The 16,113-nt window shown below is 42.4% G+C and carries 14 protein-coding genes; 7 read left to right on the forward strand and 7 right to left on the reverse strand.

All coding sequences use genetic code 11. The features are described from left to right. The 5 genes from CFE23_RS01160 to CFE23_RS01180 all read left to right on the forward strand — a co-directional run. The coding region (locus tag CFE23_RS01160) for an OmpA family protein (RefSeq protein WP_291082798.1) at positions 1 to 1,569 on the forward strand (1,569 nt) is incomplete at its 5' end. Positions 1,570 to 1,773: 204 nt separating this feature from the next. After that, complete coding sequence (locus CFE23_RS01165) at positions 1,774 to 3,738, forward strand: peptidylprolyl isomerase (protein WP_291082801.1); 1,965 nt, start codon at positions 1,774 to 1,776, stop codon at positions 3,736 to 3,738. Then, on the forward strand, positions 3,739 to 4,587 hold the full coding sequence (locus CFE23_RS01170) for a hypothetical protein (RefSeq protein WP_291082804.1): 849 nt from the start codon (positions 3,739 to 3,741) through the stop codon (positions 4,585 to 4,587). After that, positions 4,571 to 5,980, forward strand: a complete 1,410-nt coding sequence (locus CFE23_RS01175) for a peptidylprolyl isomerase (RefSeq protein WP_291082807.1) — start codon at positions 4,571 to 4,573, stop codon at positions 5,978 to 5,980. Before CFE23_RS01170 ends, CFE23_RS01175 begins: the two co-directional genes overlap by 17 nt. A gap of 45 nt (positions 5,981 to 6,025) precedes the next feature. Next, positions 6,026 to 6,979 carry a MoxR family ATPase gene (locus tag CFE23_RS01180; protein ID WP_291082810.1) on the forward strand — a complete coding sequence of 318 codons (954 nt, stop codon included), beginning with the start codon at positions 6,026 to 6,028 and terminating at the stop codon, positions 6,977 to 6,979. Here CFE23_RS01180 and CFE23_RS01185 read toward each other — a convergent pair. Continuing rightward, on the reverse strand, positions 6,960 to 8,108 hold the full coding sequence (locus tag CFE23_RS01185) for a hypothetical protein (RefSeq protein ID WP_291082813.1): 1,149 nt from the start codon (positions 8,106 to 8,108) through the stop codon (positions 6,960 to 6,962). The two genes, CFE23_RS01180 and CFE23_RS01185, sit on opposite strands and share 20 nt — an antisense overlap. 324 nt (positions 8,109 to 8,432) lie before the next feature. Here CFE23_RS01185 and CFE23_RS01190 point away from each other — a divergent pair, with 324 nt between their 5' ends. Then, complete coding sequence (locus CFE23_RS01190; protein ID WP_291082816.1) at positions 8,433 to 10,700, forward strand: aconitate hydratase; 2,268 nt, start codon at positions 8,433 to 8,435, stop codon at positions 10,698 to 10,700. Between the two features lie 267 nt (positions 10,701 to 10,967). Here CFE23_RS01190 and CFE23_RS01195 read toward each other — a convergent pair whose 3' ends face one another. From CFE23_RS01195 to CFE23_RS01220, 6 genes are all read right to left on the reverse strand, one after another. Further along, the gene (locus CFE23_RS01195; protein WP_291082819.1) at positions 10,968 to 11,549 is read right to left on the reverse strand and encodes a DUF6705 family protein; all 582 of its coding nucleotides are present in this window, start codon (positions 11,547 to 11,549) and stop codon (positions 10,968 to 10,970) included. A 205-nt stretch (positions 11,550 to 11,754) separates the two neighbouring features. Then, a complete protein-coding gene (locus CFE23_RS01200; RefSeq protein WP_291082822.1) occupies positions 11,755 to 12,336 on the reverse strand; it encodes a DUF6705 family protein in 582 nt (193 codons plus the stop codon). A 194-nt stretch (positions 12,337 to 12,530) separates the two neighbouring features. Beyond that, positions 12,531 to 13,079 carry a hypothetical protein gene (locus tag CFE23_RS01205; RefSeq protein ID WP_291082825.1) on the reverse strand — a complete coding sequence of 183 codons (549 nt, stop codon included), beginning with the start codon at positions 13,077 to 13,079 and terminating at the stop codon, positions 12,531 to 12,533. Between the two features lie 33 nt (positions 13,080 to 13,112). Beyond that, complete coding sequence (locus CFE23_RS01210) at positions 13,113 to 14,699, reverse strand: hypothetical protein (protein WP_291082828.1); 1,587 nt, start codon at positions 14,697 to 14,699, stop codon at positions 13,113 to 13,115. A 132-nt stretch (positions 14,700 to 14,831) separates the two neighbouring features. Beyond that, positions 14,832 to 15,113 (reverse strand): hypothetical protein, encoded by a 282-nt coding sequence (locus CFE23_RS01215; protein ID WP_291082831.1) that lies wholly within the window; start codon positions 15,111 to 15,113, stop codon positions 14,832 to 14,834. 15 nt (positions 15,114 to 15,128) lie between these two features. Then, entirely contained in the window at positions 15,129 to 15,254 is a 126-nt protein-coding gene (locus CFE23_RS01220; RefSeq protein ID WP_291082834.1) for a hypothetical protein, read from the reverse strand. A 144-nt stretch (positions 15,255 to 15,398) separates the two neighbouring features. Between CFE23_RS01220 and CFE23_RS01225 the strand changes: the two genes are divergently transcribed. Beyond that, on the forward strand, positions 15,399 to 16,094 hold the full coding sequence (locus CFE23_RS01225; RefSeq protein ID WP_291082837.1) for a hypothetical protein: 696 nt from the start codon (positions 15,399 to 15,401) through the stop codon (positions 16,092 to 16,094). The last annotated feature ends 19 nt before the right edge of the window (positions 16,095 to 16,113 follow it).

The raw sequence follows: 16,113 nt of genomic DNA on the forward strand, positions 1-16,113 counted from the left end.
GACCAACGGGCCAGATTATACGCTGCAGATAAAGGTTATCTTGAAAAAATTCAGGAAAATTCAGGACGGTTCAATATCAAAAATGCCGGACTCAACTCGGAACAGTCCGATTACGGCGGTGCATTTTTCGGAGACGAACTGGTATTCACCACGGCCAGAGACACCGGTGGGCCTTTCGTCAGGAAAATGAAATGGAGCAATCAGGCGTTCAGTAACCTATATGCGTCAAAAGCCAAAGTCGATGGCAGTATGGCAGCACCCGAAAAGTTCACCAACATCCTGAATTCAAAGTTTAACGAAGCGTCTGCCATCTTTACAAAGGACCAGAAAACGATGTATTTCACCCGCAATAATTTCACTGACGGCAAAAAGGGTAGAAGCAAAGACAAAAGGACATTATTGAAGCTGTATCGTGCTACTTTTGACGAAATTGAATGGGTAGACGTTGAAGAGCTCGATTTCAATAGCGATGAATTCAGCTGTGCGCATCCCGCTTTGAGTACAAATGACAGGGAATTGTATTTTGCCTCCGACATGCCCGGCGGATTTGGCCAGTCTGACATTTATAAAATAAAAGTATATACCGATGGAACTTTTGGAAAGCCAGTCAATTTAGGGCCGACAATTAATACCGAAGGAAAAGAAACCTTTCCGTTCATTTCCGATGACAATGAGTTGTATTTTGCCTCTGACGGCCATCCCGGATTGGGCGGTCTTGACGTATTTGTTGCTAAGATAAAAGAGGATGGTACGCTTGAAGAGGTAAAGAATCTGGGACAACCGCTTAATTCAAAGGACGATGACTTCGCGTTCCTGATTGACAGCAAAAGCAGGAATGGCTTTTTTAGTTCAAATCGACCAGGAGGCGTTGGGTCAGATGATATTTACCGTTTTACCGAAACCAGGAAGATTAGCTGCGAACAGGTAATTGAGGGGTATGTGGTTGACGAGGAGACCGGAGATTTTCTTGGAAATTCACAAGTCGTTTTACTGGACGCACAATTCAATATTGTTAAAGAAATGTACGCGAGTGAGCTGGGATTCTACAGCTTTCACGTGGACTGTGATCGAAAGTACTACATCCGCGCGAGCAAACTGAAACATGAAACCAAAGAAATGACCATTGATGTACCGAAGGCGTACGGGAAAACAAGCGTAAATATTCCGCTGGATAAAAGATTTAAAACCTACGCTAAAGGTGATGATGTTGGCCCGAAACTCGGAATCCGTATGATTTATTTTGATTTAGACCGCGCAAACATCCGGCCTGACGCCGCATTGGAGCTTGAAAAAGTATTGGTATTATTGCAGAAAAATCCCAACCTCAAAATTGATATCCGTTCCCATACGGACAGCCGACAGACGCGAAAATACAACCAGAAATTATCTGATAAGCGCGCGAAAGCTACAATGGGCTGGCTTGTAAAGAGGGGCATTTCACCCGGCAGGCTCACGGCAAAAGGGTACGGCGAGTCGCAACCGGTAAACAAATGTGTTGATGGTATTGACTGCACCGAAGCAGAGCACCAGCAAAACAGGCGCAGCCAATTTATTGTCACAGCGATGTAATGCCAATGTTTTTAAGCGTTTACACGTTCAAAAAACTTCGCTATAATTTTATGTTAATAGTATTCAACAAACTTGCACAATGTATTTGAATTGTTAATTTTGTCGGGTTGTTACAGATTAAAATGGTGGCTTTCCGTGTTTTTTGAAAATTGGAATACCATGTGCGCAAAAACAATTAAAATTTAAATTGAAAATTTAGCAATAATGAGAATGAAACAATTGCTTCTAGGGCTGTTTCTAACCCTGAATCTGGCAGCTGTAGCCCAAAACAGCAAAAAGGAAGTGCTCTTTTCCATCGATGACAAACCTTATTACACCGACGAATTTGCGAGGGTTTACAAGAAAAATATCGATTTGGTAAAAGACGAAAGCCAGAAGGATTTAAACCAATATTTAGAACTTTTTATTGGTTACAAACTCAAAATCAACAAAGCAAATAAGCTCGGACTGCAAAACAATCCCAAGTACCAGACCGAACTCAAATCCTACAGAAGCCAGTTGGCCAAGAATTACCTGACGGATTCAAAAGTGACCAAAGAATTGATTCAGGAAGCTTATAACCGATCCCTAAAAGAAATCAAAGCGTCTCATATTCTACTGATGGTTGATGAAAATGCTACCCCAGAGGATACGTTGAAAGCATACAAACAAATTCAGGATATTCGCAGAAAAGCCATTGATGGTGAGGATTTTGGCAGGCTTGCCGAGCAATACTCACAGGATCCCTCTGCCAAGGAAAACAAAGGTGAATTAGGGTATTTTTCTGTCTTCAGAATGATTTACCCTTTCGAGTCAGCGGCTTATAAAACCGAAAAAGGGAAGGTTTCAAATGTTGTGCGCACCCGTTTCGGATACCATTTAATCAAAGTGGAAGACATCCGCGACAACCGTGGCGAAATCACCGTGGCACACATCATGATTAACCGTCCGTCTGATCCGGTTCTGGCGCAAAAAGCAAAGTCTACAATACAGGATATCTATAAGAAATTACAGCAGGGTGAAAGTTTCGAGACGTTGGCGCAGCAATTTTCTGAAGATAAATCTTCAGCAGCAAAAGGTGGTGTATTGGGCAGGTTCTCTTCAGGGGAATTGAGTTCTGAGAAGTTCGAAGACGTCGCATTCTCCCTAACAAAGGAAAAGCCATTGTCTGAACCATTTGAATCAGAGTTTGGATGGCATATCGTGAAGCTTATGGATAAATTCCCGGTAAAAACGTATGAGCAAATGGAAACAGAATTGGATAGTAAAATCAGGAAGGATGAGCGTTCCAGGCTTATCACCAATTCAATGAATGAAAAATTGAGAAAGAAATTTCCGTTAAAACGCGATGATAAATTATACGCATTGGCAGCAAAAACAGTGACCAATGATTACTATACCAGTGCCTGGAAGCGTCCAACTGAGGGTAAGGATTTTGAAAAGCCGCTGTTTAAAATTCAGGAAAAGCCGATTAACGCGACTACTTTTCTGGAATATGTTGACAAGAGACAGAAAAACCCAATTGAACTGAAACCAATCAATAAGGCTGTAGACAAGTTGTATGAAGACTTCGTTGACGAACAATTGAATGTCTACTATAATGACGATTTGGAAAAAGAGTTTCCTGAATTTGCCGATGTCATGGAAGAATACCGCGACGGCCTGCTGTTGTTTGACCTTATGGAGAAAGAGATCTGGGAAAAGTCTAAAACGGATACGCTCGGACTCGAGAACTTTTACAAAAGCCACGAGCAAAATTACAAATGGAAGAAAAGGTATGATGTTTTGATCGCTTCTTCCACCAATCCTGAGTTTGCTAAAAAAGCCAGGAAAATGTTAGAGCAGGGGAAATCTGCAGATTTTATAAAAGAAAAACTGAACACGAAGGAATCTGTGAATATTATGATCAGTGAAGGTGTATACGAAGAAGGCAATGACGTGCTTCCAAAAAATATCCTGTCACAGCCGGGCGTTACCGAGACTTCGCAAAAAGGTGATTACTATTTTGTGGCCAAAGTAAACAAGGTTATCCCCGAAGGCTCCAAAAAGCTGGAGGAATGTAAAGGCAAGGCAATTAATGATTACCAGCAGTATCTTGAGGAAAATTGGGTGACTGCGTTGAAAAAGGAATTCAGCATCAAGGTGAATCAGGATGTTTTTGAAAAAGTGAAAAAGGAAATCAAGATATAGATGGGGCGCAGCCTCGGCATATTACTTGTTTGCTGCTTTTTGTCATGCAAAAATTTCAAGCCTGAGGCGAAGCCGGAAGCCATTGCCCGTGTTGAAGAATCCTATCTGTACAAAGACGATATCCGGGATTTAATTCCTCCGGGAACATCCAAACCGGACAGTGTCATTATCGTGAAAAATTTTATCGACCGCTGGGCAAGCCAGAAACTGCTGATTAAAGCTGCCGAAGTAAATCTTGGAAAAGATAAGAAGGCCGAATTCAACGAGTTGATTAAACAGTACAAAAGTGATCTTTACACCAAAGCGTATCTGGAGGAAATTGTTAAGCGGTCAATCGACACGTTGGTTTCCGACAATGAACTGAAGGATTATTATAAGGAGAATAAGGATAATTTCAGAACAAACGGAATTTTAGTGCGGCTTCGGTTCATTAACCTGCCTAAGGATCACCCAAAGTTTGAAACCATAAGGAGTAAGTTCCTTGATTTCAGGAAATCTGATAGGAAGTTTTGGGATACCTATCAGGTACAGTTCAAAAATTCGGCGCTCAACGATTCAGTCTGGGTAGACATGGGGCAGATTTATCGAAAGTTGCCGTTCATTAATCCAGACAACCGGGACACATATATTTCAGGAGGTGTTTCGTTTCAAAGGCCCGAAGGAAATAATGTCTATCTTGTTAAGGTACGGGATGTCATTGATAAAAACCAGATTGCGCCTTATGCCTACCTGAAGCCCACATTAATAGAAGTGATCCTGAATAAAAGAAAGCTGGAATTGATTAAAAAGTTTGAAAAGGAAATAACAGATGATGCCATCAAAAATGACAAATATGAAATTTATAAATAAAAAGATTGGAATGCTTTGGGCCGTAATGTTGTTGACGGTTTTAAATGCGGGAGCGCAGGAAATCATAAAGGATACTGTACCGCCCGCAAAGAAATCCAGCAACAAAAGACAAAAAATTGATGGGGTCGTAGCAACTGTCGGAGATTACCTGATTCTTGATTCCGACATTGATAAAAACTTTATCGAGCTTTCCAGTCAGGGAAATTCAATTAAAGACATCAGCCGTTGCCAAATGCTGGGAATGTTGATGGAAGACAGGTTGTATGCGCACCAGGCCATTCAGGATAGTATTGTAGTCACCGATGCCGAAATCAACGGCATGATGGACGAGAGAATAGCTGCAATGCTTGAACAAACTGGCGGTACGATGGACAAGCTGGTGAAATTTTACAAAAAGGATAGTGAAGAGGATTTCCGATCTTATTTCTTTGATGTATTGAAAATGGGAAAGCTAACCAATGAAATGCGCAAGAAAATTGTGGAAAAAGTAGAAGTTACGCCCGAAGAAGTCCGCAACTTCTTTAAGAAGATTCCACAAAACGAATTGCCGGAGTTTGGCGAAGAAGTAGAGGTTTCCCAAATCGTTATCCAGCCGAAGGTATCACAGGAGGAAAAGCAAAAGGTAATTGACAAGCTCAATTCATTCAAAAAGGACATCCAGGAAGGAGGCTCAAGCTTTTTCAGTAAAGCGGTACTGTATTCTCAGGATCCTGGATCGAAGTCCAATGGCGGATATTACAAAATGAACCGCAAAACACCTTTTGTCAAAGAATTTAAGGACGTAGCATTCAGCCTCGATGAGGGACAGATATCTGCGCCATTCGAAACGGCGTTTGGATTCCACATTATTTATATTGAAAAAATCAGAGGCCAGGAAGTCGATTTAAGGCATATTTTGCTGATGCCTAAAATTACCGAAGAATCGATGAACGATGCCAAAGAAGAAATTACCAATATCAGGCAGAAAATCGTCAGCGGTCAGATCTCCTTCGCTGATGCAGCACGCAGCTCTTCTGACGAAAAAGAGACAAAAACCAATGGCGGCGCACTGATTAACCCAAAGACGCTTGATACTAAATTTGATATGACCAAAATGGATCCTGTGCTTTATGGGCAGGTTTCAAACCTTAAAACCGGTGAGATTTCCGCGCCTTTTGAAGATGAGGATCAAAGTGGGAAAAAAATGTATAAGATTGTGATGGTGACGAATAAAATCCCAACACATACTGCGGACTATGCTAAGGATTACCTGAAAATTAAGGACTTGGCTTTGAAGGAAAAGCAAATTAAGGAAATCGGAAAATGGACCACCGAGAAAATAAAGGAAACCTACATCAAGGTGAATGGCGAGTACAGAAATTGCGAATTCGAAAGCAACTGGCTTAAAAAATAAATTATATTTGTCCAAATGCATAATCAACCAAATTAAAATCCCAACATGTCCGACGTAACTGCTATAGAAAGACTGGTTCAGAAAAGAACCGAATTGAAAAACGAGATATCAAAAATCATTGTAGGACAGGAAGAAGTTGTTGATCAGATCTTATTGAGCATCTTTTCAGGCGGACACGCTTTGCTTGTCGGCGTGCCCGGTCTCGCAAAAACACTGATGGTAAACACGATCGCACAGGCGTTGGGGTTGGACTTCAAAAGGATCCAGTTTACACCGGATTTGATGCCGTCCGATATTCTGGGAAGTGAAATTCTGGATGAAAGCCGCCAGTTTAAATTTATAAAAGGCCCTATTTTTTCCAATATTATCCTGGCCGACGAAATCAACAGGACACCACCTAAAACCCAGGCCGCACTACTTGAGGCGATGCAGGAAAGGGCGGTGACCATTGCCGGACACAACTACAAGCTCGATTTGCCTTACTTTGTGCTTGCAACCCAAAATCCAATTGAGCAGGAGGGAACCTATCCGCTTCCTGAAGCACAGCTTGACCGCTTTATGTTTTCCATAAAACTTGATTATCCTTCGTTTGCGGAAGAAGTTCAGGTGGTAAAAAGCACGACGTCCGACGCTAAAGCCACGATTAATGCGTTATTTAGCGCACAGGAGATAATTGACTTCCAGCAGTTGATCCGTAGGGTGCCCGTTGCTGATAATGTGATTGAGTATGCTGTAACACTTGTGAGCAAAACGAGGCCTGACAATACACTGTCAAACGATTACATCAAGACTTACATTGATTGGGGCGCAGGACCGAGGGCTTCCCAAAACCTGATTTTGGCCGCGAAAGCCAATGCTGCATTTAATGGTAAATTCTCACCGGATATAGAAGATGTTAAAGCGGTTGCTACCGGAATACTGAGGCACAGGGTGGTGAAAAACTACAAAGCAGACGCCGAAGGCATTACCATAGAGAGAATTATCGCTTCGCTTTTTTAGAACCCGGATCCATTCGGGCGTCAAGTTCACTGTCATAAAAGAAAAGGAACATACTGCCCATCATATCCTGCTTTACAGAAGTGGTATTGTTAACTTCAAGAACAACTTCATACTCATGGTCCTTGTATAGCCAGACACCTTGTTCAGATGTGAAAGGAGCAATACTTTCAATACCAATCCGATTTTTAAAATTTACAATGCTGCTCGTGAAAACGGCGGCATTTTTTGTTTTGTCAAATAAAGTAATCGAAGTGGCAAATGGATGCACATGGATTGCAGATGCGTGTAGTCGTAAACTATCCTTAATCATCAATTGGTCATTGACCTTACAACGATAGGTATTTTTTCCCGCGGGTACAACCCAATGCCCGGAAAGCTTACGGCCTTTCGCATCGCAATAATCATGGCTGTCAGTTGTAACCGGGATACAATAATTCCTCGAAGGATCAAGCGGTTCCCGATAAGGGTCCTTTTCATCATATGGAAGCATGATAAACGCATGTCCTACACGCAAAGGCTTCAACGCAGCCTTTGAATATTCCACTGAAACCTGGTGCTTTACCCAAATCGTGCTGTCTTTTACATTGTGGTTCAGCGCCTGGGTGGTGACCTCAAGCAAATCGTTGCCACGCATCGGTATACCAAATCCGGCTGGGAGATGGAATGACTCCATCCCATGGGATAAAGAAGCCATTCTGGGGAATTGTTGCCCAATCCGGTCTTTCAGCCCAAGACCATCGTAATAACGCACATCATTAAAATCAAAATTGGTATGGCAGATAAAATCGTTCGAAATCCTCTTTTTTGTTTTGGCATCCAGCGCTTCTACACCAAAGCCGGTGAACCAGATCATCGAAGTATCCCTGGAGATCTGGATCATTCTGGACCCTGCGGGTCCCTGCATCGATTTATAAATGTCGTCAATCATGAAGGTCGGGGACAACATGACGTATTTTTGGGAATCGTTGCCAACGTGCCATTCTGAATCAGACAGGCCTAACTTGTACAAGAGATTGTTTTTTAAAACGGCCTTGTGCCTGTTTGAAAATTGGGTATACGCCAATCCAAAAGCCAAAAGCAGCACCAATGAAACAAGACCAAAAATTTTGAGTATTTTTTTTACACGCACAACCAATTCATTTTTACGGATATTTTCGCTAAGAAATCGTTTACAAACTTAGTATAATTTCAACCTATATTGATAATTTAGAAGCATTCTTTGTATTTTGAGCCCTATCGAAAAAGAGATGGATTCCGAAATCATCAAAAAAACTTCCTTAAATTAACAATTAGGCAAAATTTTAATTCAAAAGCCATATTTAATCAAAAAATCGTTCTTTAATTTCGTTTTCAGCAATAATAATGCTTCGAAAGCTTACTTTTATTAGAAATCTTTCAAGTATGCACCGAATTCATTAAATTTGCAACACAAAAAACAAACAATACATTTTTTATGGCTTTTGATATCGAAATGATTAAAAATGTGTACGCGAATATGACTACCCGCGTTGATAAAGCAAGGGAAATTGTCGGACGTCCACTCACACTGACTGAAAAAATCCTATACAACCACCTTTGGGAAGGACTTCCTTCGAAAGCGTTCACAAGAGGTAAAGACTACGTTGACTTTGCACCGGATCGTGTAGCCTGCCAGGATGCCACCGCACAGATGGCCCTACTGCAGTTCATGCACGCCGGGAAATCTAAAGTTGCTGTACCCACCACCGTGCACTGTGATCACCTGATCCAGGCAAAAGTGGATGCGGTTACCGATTTGGCACGTGCCAAGACCCAAAGCAACGAAGTATTCGATTTCCTTTCCTCTGTATCCAACAAATACGGCATTGGGTTCTGGAAACCAGGTGCAGGAATCATCCACCAGGTAGTGCTGGAAAATTATGCATTTCCGGGCGGAATGATGATCGGGACGGATTCGCATACGGTCAATGCCGGCGGATTGGGAATGGTCGCCATCGGTGTTGGTGGTGCTGATGCCGTAGATGTCATGTCCGGTATGGCTTGGGAGCTTAAATTTCCTAAACTGATTGGTGTAAAACTAACCGGAAAACTTTCCGGATGGACGGCTCCAAAAGATGTAATCTTAAAAGTGGCCGGAATCCTGACCGTAAAAGGCGGAACCGGAGCGATTGTGGAATATTTCGGAGAAGGCGCTGAAGCCATGTCCTGTACCGGAAAAGGTACCATCTGTAACATGGGTGCCGAAATCGGTGCGACAACTTCAACATTCGGATATGACGCGTCAATGGACCGTTACCTCCGTTCTACCGACCGTGCTGAAATCGCTGACGAAGCCAATAAAATTGCCGCTTACCTTACCGGTGATGCGGAAGTATATGCAAATCCTGAGCAATATTTTGACCAGGTGATCGAAATCAACCTTTCTGAACTGGAGCCTTACTTAAACGGGCCGTTCACGCCGGATTTGGCAACGCCCATTTCCAAAATGAAAGAAGAAGCAATCAAAAACGATTGGCCTTTAAAAATAGAGTACGGACTAATCGGCTCGTGTACCAACTCTTCTTACGAAGACATTTCGCGTGCGGCTTCGCTGGCCAAACAGGTGGCTGCGAAAAACCTAAAGACAAAATCACATTTTACCATCACGCCGGGTTCTGAACTCGTGCGTTACACCATTGAGCGCGACGGTTTCATCGATGCGTTTGACGCGATTGGGGCGACCGTGTTTGCCAATGCCTGCGGACCATGTATCGGGATGTGGGATAGGGAAGGGGCTGAAAAAGAAGAGCGCAACACCATTGTACACTCTTTCAACCGCAACTTCTCCAAACGTGCGGACGGTAATCCAAATACATTAGCTTTCGTGGGATCGCCTGAACTGGTGTCGGCACTTGCGATTGCAGGAGATCTCTCTTTCAACCCATTAACGGATACGTTAATCAACGAAGATGGTGAAGAAGTAAGATTAGACGAACCAACAGGAAGCGAATTGCCGCCACGTGGATTCGCAGTAGAAGATGCCGGTTTCCAAGCACCTGCACTGGATGGTTCTGGGGTATCGGTTGTAGTGAGCCCAACTTCTGAAAGGCTGCAATTGCTTGCGCCATTCGACCCATGGGACCGCAAAAATATTACGGGAGCCAAATTGTTAATCAAAGCTTTTGGAAAATGTACCACAGACCACATCTCGATGGCGGGACCGTGGCTGCGTTTCCGCGGACACCTGGACAACATCTCCAACAACATGCTGATTGGGGCCATTAACGCATTTAACCAAAAAGCAAACTCTGTGAAAAACCAATTGACGGGTGCTTATGAAGCCGTACCAACCGTACAGCGTGCTTACAAAGCTGCCGGAATTCCTTCGGTTGTGGTGGGCGATCATAACTATGGTGAAGGTTCCTCAAGGGAGCATGCCGCAATGGAGCCAAGATTCCTCGGTGTAAAAGCGGTATTGGTAAAATCATTTGCCAGGATCCACGAGACAAACCTGAAAAAACAGGGTATGTTGGCGCTGACTTTTGCCAATGAAGCGGACTATGATAAAATCCAGGAGAATGACACGATCAGCTTTACGAACCTTACCGAGTTTGCTCCGGGTGTGCCTTTGACACTCGAGTTTGCACACGAAGACGGTTCAGTAGATGTGATCCTCGCAAACCACACCTACAACGAAGGCCAGATTGGCTGGTTTGTAGCGGGATCCGCGCTGAACCTGATTGCGCTTGCCGGAAAAGCATAGTATACTCCTACATTAATAAAAAAAAACGCCTTGTGAAAACAGGGCGTTTTTTTATCAATATCGCTGCACGGATTTCTGATTTTTTTTGCGATTCCAGTAAATAGCCGCAGCTTAGACAACAGTTTTTAACATTTCTGTCCATGTGTGCACGAGCTTGACCCTCACGCCAGTGGTGGGCATTGCTATAAATGCTGATCATCAAATCCAGTATTAAATATATGTTTTCATAATAACAGAGTAAAGCCACCCTCCCGTATGACTTAATCGTTACTGTTTGGTCAAAATTATCCCCTGTGGAATGGTAAATTCATAATTGTAAGGAGGTGATGGATTGTTTGGATCTTCAATTGAACTGATTACTTCAGGGTTTTTGAATCTGACCGTCATTTGTGTAGTACTTCCGGGTATAAATTCGAAAATAGCCCGACAGTCATCTTTATCTAACGGAATATCATTAAAATAAAAATCGATACTCGATCCTGGTTTAGTGATAAAGGCAAACATTGGATTTTCGTCAGGATTCAAACTTAATGATTGGTTGATCGTATTGGCAACGATAGTCAGCCCATTATCTTTTGTGTATGAATAATTCCCAATCATGAAATCTTCATACGACCCAAAAGGATAACGGTAATGAACCACTTTTTCCAATTTGAAGATCACCTTTTCATCACCGTTTGTCCAGACCCATTTGCCTGCAAAGGGGTCGAATTCATTGTTTGTATCTTTAATATAACTGCCCGGCGGCATATCCTCAAGCCAATAACCATCTCGAAGGCCAACAGTGATCTGGCTGCGGCTGTAAAAGCTCGTAATAAGTATAAATGCTAAATATATATTTTTCATCATTTAATCTTTTTAATCTTTTTAAAGGCGAGCGTCATGCTAGTGCCGGTTAATCTAATTAAATTCCAGTAAAAAACGCAGGTTAAACATTAGTTTTCAGCTTTTCTGTGGGTGTGTGTACTAGTGTGACGCTTACGCTAGCGCGGGGCTCGAACGATCACAAGAGAACGAACATCAAAACATCAATAGCCCTTTGGATATGAATTCTTTACTCCTTTGTTAACACAATCCCCTGGGGAATCGTAAAACTATAGTCATACGGAGGCGGCGGATTGTTTGGATCAACTACAATGCCAAATGTCTCCCGGTTTTTAAATTTAACGGTCATTTGTGTAGTGCTTCCCGGCAAGAATTCGAAAATAGCGCGACAATCCTCTTTGTTTAATGCAATATCGTGAAAATAGAAGTCAATCATCGATTGTGATTTAGTTATAAATGAAAACATAGGATTATCGTCCGCCGCTAAACTCAATGATTGATTAATTGTGTTGACTACGACATTAAGGCCATTATCTTTCGTATATGAATAATTGCCAATCATAAAATCTTCGTATGATCCGCAGGGATTAAGATGATGAATCACTTTCTGCAATTTAAAAGTCACTGTTTCGTTCCCGTTAGTCCACACCCATTTTCCCTGAAACTTATCAAACTCATTATTTATGTCTTTGATGTAGCTGCCGGGCGGCATATCCTCAAGCCAATAACCATCTCGAAGGCCAACAGTGATCTGGCTGTGGCTGCAAAAGCCTGTAATGAGTATAAATGCTAAAAATATATTTTTCATCATTTAATTTTTTTAAAGGCGAGCGTCATGCTAGTGCCGGTTAATCTAATTAAATTCCAGTAAAAAACGCAGGTTAAACATTAGTTTTCAGCTTTTCTGTGCGTGTGTGTATGGGCGTGACGCCCACGCCCGCGCGGTGATACCCGTTTCATATTTTTTTTATTAACTTCGGATTCAATTGAATTTTACTTATAAAATCAATATACTCCACCGTCATAAACTTTTTCCACTAACACCCATCTCCTTTTTTCTTTCTTCATAATCACTAAGTATTCCGCTACAGGTACTATAGGTGGGGAACTGATCGATATCGAAAAGATAACCAGTTTTTTATTTTTATTGAATAATGGAGCAGATACATTATACAAGTATTTAATAGTGTCTTTTTCAGGTAACATTTTCCTCATCCAGTCCTTGGTTAAGACAAGTTCAGAAAATGAAAATTCTTTTCTTTTCTTTTCATTCCAATATAAGCTGGTAGTATCATTCCAATATATTTTCATTAAATAATTATAATCCTTCTGTAGAAAAGATGCTGCTTTTGAAGATAACTTGGGCAAGTTTTTTCCTGCATAAATATTCAGCACATCCTGATTATTCTTCTTTTTATCGAATAGAAGTGACTTGACACCTTTTTCTTTATTTGCAGTAATTTCGGTTTTAAGGAATACTTCTATGGGCTTGTTGGATGAACAGGCTTGAAAAAGTACAGCTAGAAATAGTATTAGAATTATTTTCTTATTCATTATTTAGTTTTAAGCCTATTAATAAAACAGAGTTTAATTGCATGGAGTTCCATGTGCTCCGGATAAGTTATCCTGTTCAATGGCTGCTGTATTTTCATATTCCTGTTGTTGTTCCGGGTTTAGGATTTCTGTAAACATTGGAGTCCCACTCATTGTTCCCCATGCAATTGCTTTACAATATTCGGGTGTTACGGACATTCCTTTCGATATTGCATAGTTGTATAAACTATCGGCTATCCGGTCAATAAATACGCTCATTGCATAGTGCATTTCATCTTGAAGTGTTTGACCAGTTTGACTATTTTCATTTGCATAAAATGTCAAAAATGCATTTAATAAAGTATTGTATTCAGTATTTTCGGCAAGCAATTTTCCATGCATAAACTGATTGATTAAGTAGGCATGGACTAGTTCATGTAAAGTTACGGCAGCAATCGATAAGTCGGTTGCGGAAATTAAATAACTATTCTTAAATTTAATTCTAATCGCATAACTTTCAGGACTACCCAAAGGGGATGGATTTGTGTAAGCCAAAGCATCAGGATTGTTAGGGATTTCGCCATTAAGAAATTTAATGTTCACCTTTTCCGAAACATTAAACGTATTATTAATCAAATTAGTAAAAGGAGAGCAGCTTTCCATAACGTCTTTTATGATGGCCGTCTGGCAGGGTTTATCTTGTATCGCGTAAATGATTTTTTTCGGAAAATCAACTTCTTCATTATTCATTAATGCTTCCAAAGCCTCAATCGCAAACCCAACGTCCCCCGTGTAATAATGATCCAAAAAATAATTGATTACTGCGTTATAATTTTCCGCATGGCTATTCGCCCATGCCTGCTGCTCCGGGGTCAATACATCATAGAAAAGCCCTGCGCGCTCAGCCCTTATAGCCCTGATGTTACCCGGGCTGAAGTTTGGAACAAACACATACTCATGGTCGATGATTGGTATGCTTCCGCCGCCACCGCCACCATCATTTGAATTTTCCGGTTCGATATATGTTGCTGTGCTATAATCCTCTGTGTCAAAACGGCATACTTTAAAATTAATGTAAGTAACACATAGGCTACACCCATCACATTCCCCGCTTCTGCATTCTCCTGTATGTGTGCAGTGATGGATCTCCATACTAAACATGGAGCAATCAGCGCCTCTTGCCGTATCGGTGTGGTATATCTCTGAAATTTCGCCGTCGAGCTTCACTTCCTCACCCAATTTGATCTGCTGGAATTTGGCGAAGGAGGGTTTCATTTCCAATATCGAAAATTGCCAGCTGCCATGGGCATAATACACGATAAGGTTGTAGAGTGTTCTTTGCGCTTTAATCACTTTAGGCTCAATGCTGAAACTATAGGTGATCTTTTGATCAATGAGCGTCTGCCGGATGAATTCGGAATCGATGATGAAATCTTCCATCCCTGCATTTCTCGCTGCCAAATCTCCCGATTTATGCGGGATGCGGATCGTACTACCAAAATCCTTCAATCCCGTTGCTTTTTTGAATGCTTCCAGTGTGATGGTGTTGTCCTGTTTTTTTTCCTGCTGTACCGTTTCCTGCTCCGTGCTGCACGCGAACAATAGCCAAAATACAAACGATAGCTTTAAGACTTTTTTCATCTTTTAATTGTTTTCTTTCCTCCGCTTTTAGCAACAGCCGGGCAGCAAAGTGTCGTGATTCCCGTCAACGCGGCATGGGGTACTGCCGTTGCCGTAAAGATAACTGCATCAAAATGATAAATGTATCAGGGTTTACACTGATTTTCGTAAGGGTAAACCCTGATATTTCAGCCATTCACGGTTATAAATGACTGGTAAACATTGATTTGTGAACCCTAATTTCCCGCATTCGAAACCAGCCTGCCCGGTAAAACTGCCCGATGACCCGGAAGGCCCAAACATGCCCTGATGAATGCTTCCGTGTCCCTGATGAATGCTTCCGTGTCCCAGTTTACTGCTTCCGTGTGCCAATTCAATGCTTCCGTGTCCCAATTTAATGCTTCCGTATCCCAGCCCAACACTGCCGTCCCACATTTTACGGCTTCCGCGTCAAAATCCAATACTTCCGCCTCCCAATCCGCGGCTTCCCGGGGGCAATTCCATCCTTCCGCCACGGCTGTTCCTACTGTTCAGGTGCTGTTTGCTGTTTTGGTCGTATCGCGCGTGTTTGTTCACAAATACACAATTGCTGCTACCGATTTTAACGGTTTAATTTCCTTTAACATCTCATTAACAGCACGTTAATTAAATATTAATGTCATTTTGTGAAGTTATTTCTTATATATATTTGTTTCACAAACAATTAAAAATTAGTTCATTATGAAAAAAGCAGAAGTAACCCGAGGTTACAAATTCTCAGATGCCAGGCTTGGCACGATCGCTAAGGAAAAGATTGGTTTAATGCGCAGGGATGCGTCAGCATTTACACCTTTTGGGGTGACTGCGGCAGGCCTCACCGCTTTTGAAACGTCCGTCAACAGCTTTATGAATTCGGTAACCGACATTGAGGCGCTCGCGGACCAGGTGACCGCTACCGCCGCCAAGGATGCCAAAGCAGAACAACTCCGTGTCGCCATCCGCGCGGTAATGACGCGCGTCGAAGCAAAGTATGGTACCGCCAGTGCGCGGTATAGGAAATTCGGTACTTCCGAACTGTCGCAACAACCGGACTCCGATTTGCTCATCACCGGGAAAAGGGTCGTTCGCGTCGGCACCCTGGGGCTGACCGATCTTGCCGCCAATGGCCTTACCGCAGCGATGCTGGCCGCCATCACCACATTATGCAACGAGTTTGACGCATTGATGCTCGATGCCAAATTGAAGGCTGCTGACCGCGACGTGATCCAGGAAGACCGCGTCGAAGCAGGCAATGCGATCTACACCCAGCTCGTGAGCTATACCACCACAGGCCGCAACATCTGGGAAACCAGCGACCTCGCGAAGTACAACGACTATGTGATCTACAACACCGTCAGCGGCGAGGCCGAAGCGCCCGAAGAACCTGCAAATGCTTAAAACGTAAAAACGCCCGATC

The organism is Flavobacterium sp. BFFFF1 (genome assembly GCF_002256285.1).
Classification (GTDB): Bacteria; Bacteroidota; Bacteroidia; order Flavobacteriales; family Flavobacteriaceae; genus Flavobacterium.

What these genes read in the sequence shown, in the direction of transcription:
- CFE23_RS01165 (WP_291082801.1), top strand. Translation starts at nt 1,774, where the DNA reads ATGAGAATGAAACAATTGCTTCTAGGGCTGTTTCTAACCCTGAATCTG.
- CFE23_RS01190 (WP_291082816.1), top strand. Translation starts at nt 8,433, where the DNA reads ATGGCTTTTGATATCGAAATGATTAAAAATGTGTACGCGAATATGACT.
- CFE23_RS01195 (WP_291082819.1), bottom strand. Translation starts at nt 11,549, where the DNA reads ATGATGAAAAATATATATTTAGCATTTATACTTATTACGAGCTTTTAC.
- CFE23_RS01210 (WP_291082828.1), bottom strand. Translation starts at nt 14,699, where the DNA reads ATGAAAAAAGTCTTAAAGCTATCGTTTGTATTTTGGCTATTGTTCGCG.
- CFE23_RS01175 (WP_291082807.1), top strand. Translation starts at nt 4,571, where the DNA reads ATGAAATTTATAAATAAAAAGATTGGAATGCTTTGGGCCGTAATGTTG.
- CFE23_RS01205 (WP_291082825.1), bottom strand. Translation starts at nt 13,079, where the DNA reads ATGAATAAGAAAATAATTCTAATACTATTTCTAGCTGTACTTTTTCAA.
- CFE23_RS01225 (WP_291082837.1), top strand. Translation starts at nt 15,399, where the DNA reads ATGAAAAAAGCAGAAGTAACCCGAGGTTACAAATTCTCAGATGCCAGG.
- CFE23_RS01180 (WP_291082810.1), top strand. Translation starts at nt 6,026, where the DNA reads ATGTCCGACGTAACTGCTATAGAAAGACTGGTTCAGAAAAGAACCGAA.
- CFE23_RS01170 (WP_291082804.1), top strand. Translation starts at nt 3,739, where the DNA reads ATGGGGCGCAGCCTCGGCATATTACTTGTTTGCTGCTTTTTGTCATGC.
- CFE23_RS01200 (WP_291082822.1), bottom strand. Translation starts at nt 12,336, where the DNA reads ATGATGAAAAATATATTTTTAGCATTTATACTCATTACAGGCTTTTGC.
- CFE23_RS01215 (WP_291082831.1), bottom strand. Translation starts at nt 15,113, where the DNA reads ATGTGGGACGGCAGTGTTGGGCTGGGATACGGAAGCATTAAATTGGGA.